Source organism: Alkalibacillus haloalkaliphilus C5 (genome assembly GCF_000269905.1).
Taxonomy (GTDB): domain Bacteria; phylum Bacillota; class Bacilli; order Bacillales; family Alkalibacillaceae; genus Alkalibacillus; species Alkalibacillus haloalkaliphilus_A.
In genome coordinates, this window is the sequence record NZ_AKIF01000130.1 from 1 (window position 1) to 8,359 (window position 8,359).

The following is an 8,359-nucleotide window of genomic DNA, read 5'->3' on the forward strand; positions in this document are numbered from 1 at the left end:
GTGTCTACTCAACAAAGCTAAAAGCCCCTTTGTTCGTGTTTTCAATAAACTCCAGCCTATTTGTCCCAACCCCGTGCAGTTAAATTATTGGTTATTCCACTGTCTCGCGTTGTCCAACCTTTTCGTGAATTTTAGCTCATCTAACTTTTCTAGTAATGGAATTAAATATTTACGTGACAATGATAAGACTTCTTTTGCCTCTTTTAACGTAAATGTGTCGTTCGTTTGGTTACGAAGATGATTAACAGCGTTATGAAATGCTTCATGACTGATCACAAGCTCCTCAGATAATTGAAATATTTGATCGGTTGCAGTTAAGTATTGCTGCAAATCTAAAATAGTATCTTTCCCTATAGTTGGGAAGTATTTATTAAACTTTTCTACGTGCAATGCGTCTTGTTTTAGTTTTGCCAGTCCTAAATCAACATCTTGTTTTAATGATTCATCAATAAATGGCGAAAATGTTGGCAATGCGATGTTGTTGTTCTTTTGTTTAAAGTGCCCTTGGTCCACTAAATGGTCCACTATAACTTTCCCTGTCTTCGCTTTGACTGGAAACAATTGAACGAATTCTGCTTTTGGGTAGCCTTGCCTTAAAGAGAAATGGTTATGATAGTTAGTTAGCTCGGTGTTAAGTAGTTGAATATATTTTTCTAACCAGTTACTTGTCATAATTAAATCATTAATTAAATAGATTTTGTCTTGTTCATATAGAGTATTTAAAATTTCATGACCTTCTGTTGGATCAATTGCTAACTCGTTGATCATTTCTTTCTCTTTAGCAACGCCTTTTTCTTCTATATAGTCAATGATTGCTTCATCAATCGTTAACTCGCTCTGCTGTTTTAACATTTTGACTGTATTCGTTCCGAAGCGGTGTCGTTTAGCTGGAGCATTGATGATTTGGCCACCGCCAATTGTCTCAATAGGTGTTGCTCTTCTTAAAATGAAATAGTCATGTCTAGTAGCATAAACGGTTTGGTCCAGCTCGACTTGAGCGTAGACTTCTTCGTTTGCCGTTTTTATTTCATTTCGGTCAAACAGAATTAATCTACCGTAAACTTCACTCGTACCAGTGTAAAACTTGATGGGAGACCTTTGTTTAATCGCTTTATTTAAGTTCGGGCTTATGTGTAATTTAAGGTCAATTCTGTTTGAAGCTTCATGGTTGTTCGTTGTTAGAACGTCCCCTCTTTTTACAGAATGATAATCCACCCCTTTTAAGGCGATTGCTGTTCGTGTACCTGCTCTCGCCTCACTAACCGTTTGTCCAAATTGTTGTAGACTTTTTGCTTCAGTATTAATTTCTTGCGGCTTTACTGTTATTAGTTCCCTATCACTAATCGAACCTTCAACAATTGTTCCTCTAACAACTGTACCAATCCCATGTACGTGGAAAGCTTGATCGACTGGCATTCTAAAAAAGCCTGAATGGTCTTTTTCAGGCATGCTCTTTAAATCTGAAATTAGGTCGGTCTTTAATAGGTCTATTCCATTTCCACTGATAGAATCTACACAATAGATTGAAACATTTTCAAATATTGTATTTTTAATATGATGGTTTATGTCATCTATTACGAGTTGTAATAGCCCTTCTTCTACTAAATCGACTTTCGTAATGACTATGTATGCATGATTAATCTCTAAGTAATTTAAAATTTCAATGTGTTCAACCGTTTGTGGCATAACCCCCTCATCAGCTGCGATGATTAATAACGTATGATCAACACCGGATACGCCCGCAATCATTTGTCTAATGAACTTTTCGTGACCTGGAACGTCTATAATAGATAATGAGTATTCTTGATCCGCATATAAAGGTGCATAACCTAATTCGATTGATATCTTTTTTTCTTGCTCTTCTTTCAGTCTGTCTGTTTTTACACCCGTAAGAGCCCTTGTTAATGCTGATTTACCATGGTCAATATGGCCTGCTATACCAATCGTATAGTTAATTTTTGTCATAAACCCACCAACTAGCATTAGGAAAATTTAACTTGAAAAATACTACCTTTTGGTTCACGGTCTCTAATTAATAATTCTGCTTCATGATTTTGTAGAATATCAATCGTAACCATTAAGCCTAAGCCAGTACCTTTATCTTTAGTCGTCAAGAACGGTTGACCTAACCTTTCTTTTAACGAATCAGGAACCCCTTCTCCCTCATCGATTACTTCTACAGATAAATAGTGGTCATTAGTTACTTTAATCGTAACTTCTCCAGGCTCATGCATCGCTTCAATAGCATTTTTAATTAAGTTAATGAAAACTTGCTTAATTTGTGATCTGTCACATAAGATCATATAGCTTTTAAGATTACTGTCTAGTACGATTTCAACATCTTCTAGTCTTGCTTGTGAACGCATTAGCATACATACTTCTTCTAACATTTCTACTATATTCGCTTCTTTAAATTCATTCGGTGACGGCTTCGCGATATATAGAAGCTCTGATGAAATGGACTCAATTTTTTCGATTTCATCTTTCATAATGTTTAAATATGCTTCTTTACCTTCAATACCAGTCTCTAAAAGTTGTAAAAACCCTTTTAAAGACGTAATTGGATTGCGGATTTCATGGGCGACACTAGCAGCGAGTTGACCTGCTGTTGACAATTTTTCGGAGCTTACAAGCATTTGTTGTGCTTGTTTATGAGCCATAATGTCTTGTGTCACACTAATATAATAGGGTTGACCTGTTTTACGGTCAACTATTTTCCCAGAATGGGCTTGGCAATCTATATATCTACCATCTTTATGTAACACACGAAATTCGTGACGTAATTTTTCATTATCTTCAAGCTTTTCTAGACATCCATAAAATGATTGTCGGTGTTCAGGATGGATATAGTTCATAATAGATTTACTAATTAGTTCATTTTGATTATAACCGAATACTTCTTCAACGTTAGCGGTTATATAAATTATATTAAAAGATTCATCATAAATCGTTTTGACAGTCATTGAGTTTTGATCAATCCATGAATTAGCAGCTTCTATTATCCCACCATATTCAACGTCGTAAAATAGTTCGTTTACATCTTTAAAAGTGACATGGTTCTTCATAATCGGGTTGATCCTCCCCTCACTTGACGAATAGTTTATTAACAAACTATGATAAATGCTAACAAATTATAACAACTATTCTCATTTTAACTAAATAGTTTATAATTGTCTAAACAATTTTAATCATTTATTCTTTATTTAGAACAATTATACTAGATTTTTCGCCCTATTAAAACAGTACAATGATATCTTTAAGTTGCTTGCGGTCAGTTTACCTTGTATAATTACGTTTGGATATAAACATGAACTAATTGGGGCTGGTTGCAACGCTGGTGCTTGTCTCGGTCTTCAAAACCGCTTGGGAGGCGCGTGCCGTCTCCGGTGGGTTCGATTCCCACACAGTCCCGCCAATGTATATGTACATCAAAAAGAGAGTGAGTACTTATGTCAACTACAGTAGGTATATTGTTAATTGCTTGGTCGTTTATAATGGTAGGGCTTTTGGCTATTGGCGGTTATTTTATGTTCCGTAAATTCCTTAAGAAACTACCTAAAGAAGATGGGAAATCAATCATTGATTGGGAAGAGTATTACGTCTATGAAACGATTGATTTATGGAGTGAAGAGAAAAAGGCTTTACTTAATGAGTTAGTTGAGCCCGTTCCAGAGTTGTTTAGAGATGTAGCTAAACAAAAGATCGGAGCCAAAATCGGAAAACTTGCATTAGAACGAAAAGCAAAATCGATCACGATGGACTTGTTAATTGAAGGTTACATATTAGCGACTCCTAAACGTGACCATAAGTTTTTAATTAAAAGACTAAATGAAAAAGATATCGATTTTTCACAGTACGAACATTTACTTGAAAGAGAAAAAGACAGTGGGAGCTAGCAATAGGCTAACTCCCACTTTTTTAGTTTAAACTTTCTTTTAGTTTTAAGTACTTTAACAACATCGCAATTCGCCAAGTTAATAGCATAGCAAAAGCTAGTATATAGAACATTGCACTTGTTTCCCCGACTGAAATATCAGCTCCTGTGATCGCTTTCCAAGTCAATCTAATTAATAATAAGCCGACTAAAATGAAACCAAGTGCTTTCGATGGTTTTAAGTAAATATCGTTCTCTTTAATTTCGAAGTTCGAAGTGTAAATGAGTAAAATTGAGAACAATAAACCAACAATAACGGCTTCCATCACTAAAATCCATTCTATTTGAAAATATGGAACGAAGAACATTAATGCTCCTGTACTCATGAATAGTGGTGGTAATATAATTTTTTTAACTGATGCAGGCTTCTTTGATGCTCGCATTCTTACGACAATCATACCTGTTGCCATAATAACTGCCATTACTGTTATTAAACCTGCCACTATTGGGTGATCTAAAATTGAAAGCATTACGCCTCTGCCTTTTCTTCGTCTTCCTTAGCATCTGAGTCAGTTGCGATCGTTAAAATAATTGTCATCGTAACACCAACTACCCCTAAGTAAACACCTAGGTCAAATATTAATGCTGTTGCCAGCTCAGTTTCACCCATTATTGGTAAGTTATAGTATTCAAAAGTCTGTGATAAAAACGGGTGACCTAAAACAATTGAGCCGATACCAGCTAGGGTCGCAATACCTAAGCCTGCAACGAACATTGTTGTAAAATTAATTGGCAAGATTTTTTCAATCTTTTCATAACCGTAAGTAATGTACATTAAAATAATTGCCGCTGCCGTCATTAACCCACCGATAAATCCGCCACCTGGTGCATTGTGACCAGCAAAGAATAAGTAAATAGAAAATCCTAATAAAATAAATGCAATTAACTGAGTCATTGTTTTAAGGATTATGTCATTAGTGTGTGCCATGGTAAATCCCCTTTATCGTTGTTTAATAAATCATCATTATTATATGCTATTATGCACAATCATTCAATCTTTAAAAACCGTAAAACCCAAAGAAATTTGCTAAATAAGCTGTAAAAATACGTAACAAGTCAAAGAATAAGGCAATTCCTAATACGATTAATACATAACCGCCAATTTTTACAATCTTTTGTGAGTTACGCTTGATCCAATCCATCTTTCCAATAAAGAATGACATTACAAAGAATGGGATAGAAAACCCTAATGAATATGCAGTCATCATTATAACACCAGACTCAGGATTTGTTGCTGCTAAGCCAATAATCGCCATTAGAATAGGGCCAGTACATGGTGTCCAGCTCATCGAGAACGCTGCACCAATAAATAAAGTGCCAAGGTATCCTGCCGGTCTATTCTTTAATGTAACTTTGCGTTCTTTCATAAGGAAATCAAAATTAAAGAACCCAATCATCATTAAACCGAAGAATACAATTAATACAGCACCAACTTGTCTAATTAAATCGCTGTAAGCGTATAAAGTTCCTCCGATAAATGATGCTGTAAACCCGAGCATTATAAAGATCGATGAAAAACCGATTAAGAAAAATAAAGTATGTAACATCGCTCTTTTCCTTAAAATCGCTTTATCATTTTTAAGTTCTTCTACACTCATACCTGTTATATATGATAGAAATACGGGATATAACGGTAATACACAAGGTGAGATAAATGATAAAAAACCTGCACCGAAAGCTAACAATATGTTTACTTCAGCCATGTGTAACGCTCCTAACTATAGTCTATCTTCTATAATATCATCGTATCAAAACAATTACCTCTATAAAGCTTTAACAGTTGACGGTTTTATGAAAATTGAAAGGGATGAGCTGTTCGCCCATCCCTTCTCGTTTTATTTTTTCTTTTTGTCATTGCTGTCCATTTGTTGAGACATAGCTTTCATCATTTGATTAATTTTCTTCTGTGAAGGCTTTTGCCCCATTTGCATCATCATTGTACGTAACATTTGCTCGTTAATTGGTGGGTTTTTCTTTAAATAGCTCATCATTGTCTTACGGGCAATGAAGAAGCCTAAAAGTAAACCGACTACCAATGTACCAAAAGCAATTAATACAACCCATAGTATGTCCATTGCTTCTATATCCTCCTATCTCGTTGTCTTTATACAGTATAGTAAAACATCCGAATAATGACAATAGTCTTATATGTGATAATTTGCTTTTTTTGCTAAAGGTAAAATCCAACCGCATTCTCTTGAGTCAAAATTGACGACAAAAACGTACGGATGGAATTCTTTAATGTATTGAAAGAATAATTGATCAGCATCAATTAATGAATTAGCGTAAACATCAATTGCGTAACCGTTTCGAACCGCTCTCATATCCAATCTTTCGCTTTTAATCATGAGTTCGTTATTTTCAGGTTTCACAGTAAGGATGTGTGAGAATTTCTGCGACGTTAAATGCTCATATATATCATTTAATATGATATCTTCTAAGACGAAACTCACCTGACGTTGTGTAGTGTCGTCTGTATATTCTCCTTTTCGGTATTGATCTAAAAACCGATAGAGTACATCAACTTTATAATAAAAATGAATGGCATATGTCGGTTTGAAAAAATATAAGGAATATTGATACATGACTCACCCTCCTTTAGGACAAGCGTATCAATATTCCATAAAAAAGTTTGTCACTTTTTAAGTTGAACTACAAAAAAGAATGTCGCATTTTGTTTATCCTTGATAACTAATTATTTTAATAACGCCTTTGCGCGTGCTACTACATTCTCAACTGTGAAGCCATACTTTTCAATGACTTCATCACCAGGAGCGGATGCACCAAATGTATCGATTCCTAGAACGTCACCTTCTAGTCCTACGTAACGCTCCCAACCAAATGGTGATGCCATTTCAACAGCAAGACGTGTTTTAACGGCAGATGGTAAAACAGCTTCCTTGTAAGCGTCTGATTGCTGTTCGAAACGATACCAAGAAGGCATACTAACAACTTGAGCGTCAATTCCTTCTTCTTTAAGCTTTTCGCTAGCTTTATATACAAGCTGTACTTCTGAACCTGTTGCTAATAGGATCACATCTGGTTGCTCTTTTTCAGCTTGCTTTAATACGTAAGCCCCTTGTTTAACACCTTCGTAAGCTACCTCATTCGTGCTTGGTAGTACTGGTAACCCTTGACGAGTTAGGACTAATGCTGTTGGGTGGTCAGTTGAAGTCACTGCTAATTCCCATGCAGCTTTCGTCTCGTTAGCATCAGCTGGTCTAATTAAGTCTAAGTGAGGCATCGCACGTAATGAAGGCAGCTGTTCAATTGGCTCGTGTGTTGGACCATCTTCACCTACTGCAACTGAATCGTGAGTTAATACGTAAGTGACTGGAGTTCCCATTAATGCCGATAACCTTAACGCTGGGCGTAAATAGTCGCTAAATACGAAGAACGTACCACCAAATACTTTTACGCCGCCGTGTAGAGCCATACCATTTAATGCTGATGCCATCGCAAATTCACGTACGCCAAACCAAATATTACGACCACTGTAATCTGTTGGTTTGAAATCATCTTCGCCCTTTAGTGCCGTCTTGTTAGATCCAGCTAAGTCTGCACTACCACCGATTAAGTTAGGCACTTTGTTTGCTAGTGCGTTTAGTACTTCTCCTGAAGCGGCACGTGTTGCTAAAGCTTTTGAATGTTCATCATAAGTTGGTAAGTCAGCATTCCAATCTACTGGTAGTTCACCATTAATTGCTTTTTCAAACTCATCAGCTAATTCTGGATAAGCTTCTTTGTATTGTGCTAATAATTCATTCCACTTTTTCTCTGCCTCTTCTCCACGCTGCTTCACTCTCGTAGCGAAGTCCTCTTTAACTTCTTCTGGAATGAAGAAATCATCTTCAAAGTCCCATCCGTAATGTTCTTTTGCTAATTTCAGCTCATCTTCACCTAATGGAGCACCGTGAGAATCAGCTTTACCTGATTTGTTTGGTGAACCGTAACCGATCACTGTTTTCACTTCAATCATTGTCGGTTGTTCTGTGTTAGCTTTTGCCTCTTCTAAAGCACTTTCAATTGCTTCAGTATCGTTACCATCTTCTACACGAATGACTTGCCAGCCGTAAGATTTGTAACGGTCTTCTACACTTTCTGAGAAAGAGCGGTCTAAGTCACCATCTAATGAAATATCATTAGAATCGTACATTACGATTAGTTTGCCAAGTTTTAAGTGACCGGCTAATGAAGCTGACTCTTGAGAAACACCTTCCATTAAGTCACCGTCACCGCAAATTGAATAAGTATAATGGTCAACTAATTTATGTTCATCAGTGTTAAATTTTGATGCTAAGAATCTCTCAGCCATAGCTTTACCAGTCGCCATTGCTAAACCTTGACCTAGCGGGCCAGTTGTTGCTTCTACACCATCTGTATGGCCAAATTCAGGGTGGCCCGGTGTGTTAGAACCCCACTGAC

At 36.4% G+C, this 8,359-nt stretch carries 9 protein-coding genes and 1 tRNA gene; 2 read left to right on the forward strand and 8 right to left on the reverse strand.

The window, feature by feature from the left end:
• Window positions 1-84: 84 nt before the first annotated feature.
• Both selB and A194_RS18390 read right to left on the reverse strand, forming a co-directional pair.
• Window positions 85-1,965, reverse strand: coding sequence for a selenocysteine-specific translation elongation factor (gene selB / locus A194_RS0112435; protein ID WP_029425257.1), 1,881 nt, complete (start codon window positions 1,963-1,965; stop codon window positions 85-87).
• Window positions 1,966-1,982: 17 nt separating this feature from the next.
• Window positions 1,983-3,065: a PAS domain S-box protein gene (locus A194_RS18390; RefSeq protein ID WP_017187159.1), complete on the reverse strand. Its 1,083-nt coding sequence runs from the start codon at window positions 3,063-3,065 to the stop codon at window positions 1,983-1,985.
• A gap of 253 nt (window positions 3,066-3,318) precedes the next feature.
• Between A194_RS18390 and A194_RS20330 the strand changes: the two genes are divergently transcribed.
• Both A194_RS20330 and A194_RS0112445 read left to right on the forward strand, forming a co-directional pair.
• Window positions 3,319-3,415: transfer RNA gene (locus A194_RS20330), tRNA-Sec, on the forward strand.
• Between the two features lie 34 nt (window positions 3,416-3,449).
• On the forward strand, window positions 3,450-3,896 hold the full coding sequence (locus A194_RS0112445; RefSeq protein WP_017187160.1) for a DUF2621 family protein: 447 nt from the start codon (window positions 3,450-3,452) through the stop codon (window positions 3,894-3,896).
• 22 nt (window positions 3,897-3,918) lie between these two features.
• On the opposite strand, the gene A194_RS0112450 is transcribed toward A194_RS0112445, so the two are convergent.
• The 6 genes from A194_RS0112450 to tkt all read right to left on the reverse strand — a co-directional run.
• The gene (locus A194_RS0112450; protein ID WP_017187161.1) at window positions 3,919-4,404 is read right to left on the reverse strand and encodes a CcdC family protein; all 486 of its coding nucleotides are present in this window, start codon (window positions 4,402-4,404) and stop codon (window positions 3,919-3,921) included.
• Entirely contained in the window at window positions 4,404-4,862 is a 459-nt protein-coding gene (locus A194_RS0112455) for a Na(+)/H(+) antiporter subunit B (RefSeq protein WP_017187162.1), read from the reverse strand. Before A194_RS0112455 ends, A194_RS0112450 begins: the two co-directional genes overlap by 1 nt.
• Before the next feature lie 70 nt (window positions 4,863-4,932).
• The gene (locus tag A194_RS0112460) at window positions 4,933-5,637 is read right to left on the reverse strand and encodes a cytochrome c biogenesis CcdA family protein (protein ID WP_017187163.1); all 705 of its coding nucleotides are present in this window, start codon (window positions 5,635-5,637) and stop codon (window positions 4,933-4,935) included.
• Window positions 5,638-5,769: 132 nt separating this feature from the next.
• Window positions 5,770-6,009, reverse strand: coding sequence for a YneF family protein (locus A194_RS0112465; protein WP_017187164.1), 240 nt, complete (start codon window positions 6,007-6,009; stop codon window positions 5,770-5,772).
• Between the two features lie 69 nt (window positions 6,010-6,078).
• The gene (gene sirA / locus A194_RS0112470; RefSeq protein ID WP_017187165.1) at window positions 6,079-6,519 is read right to left on the reverse strand and encodes a sporulation inhibitor of replication protein SirA; all 441 of its coding nucleotides are present in this window, start codon (window positions 6,517-6,519) and stop codon (window positions 6,079-6,081) included.
• A gap of 110 nt (window positions 6,520-6,629) precedes the next feature.
• Window positions 6,630-8,359 (reverse strand): transketolase (gene tkt / locus A194_RS0112475; RefSeq protein WP_017187166.1); only part of this gene is annotated, 1,730 nt, incomplete at its 5' end.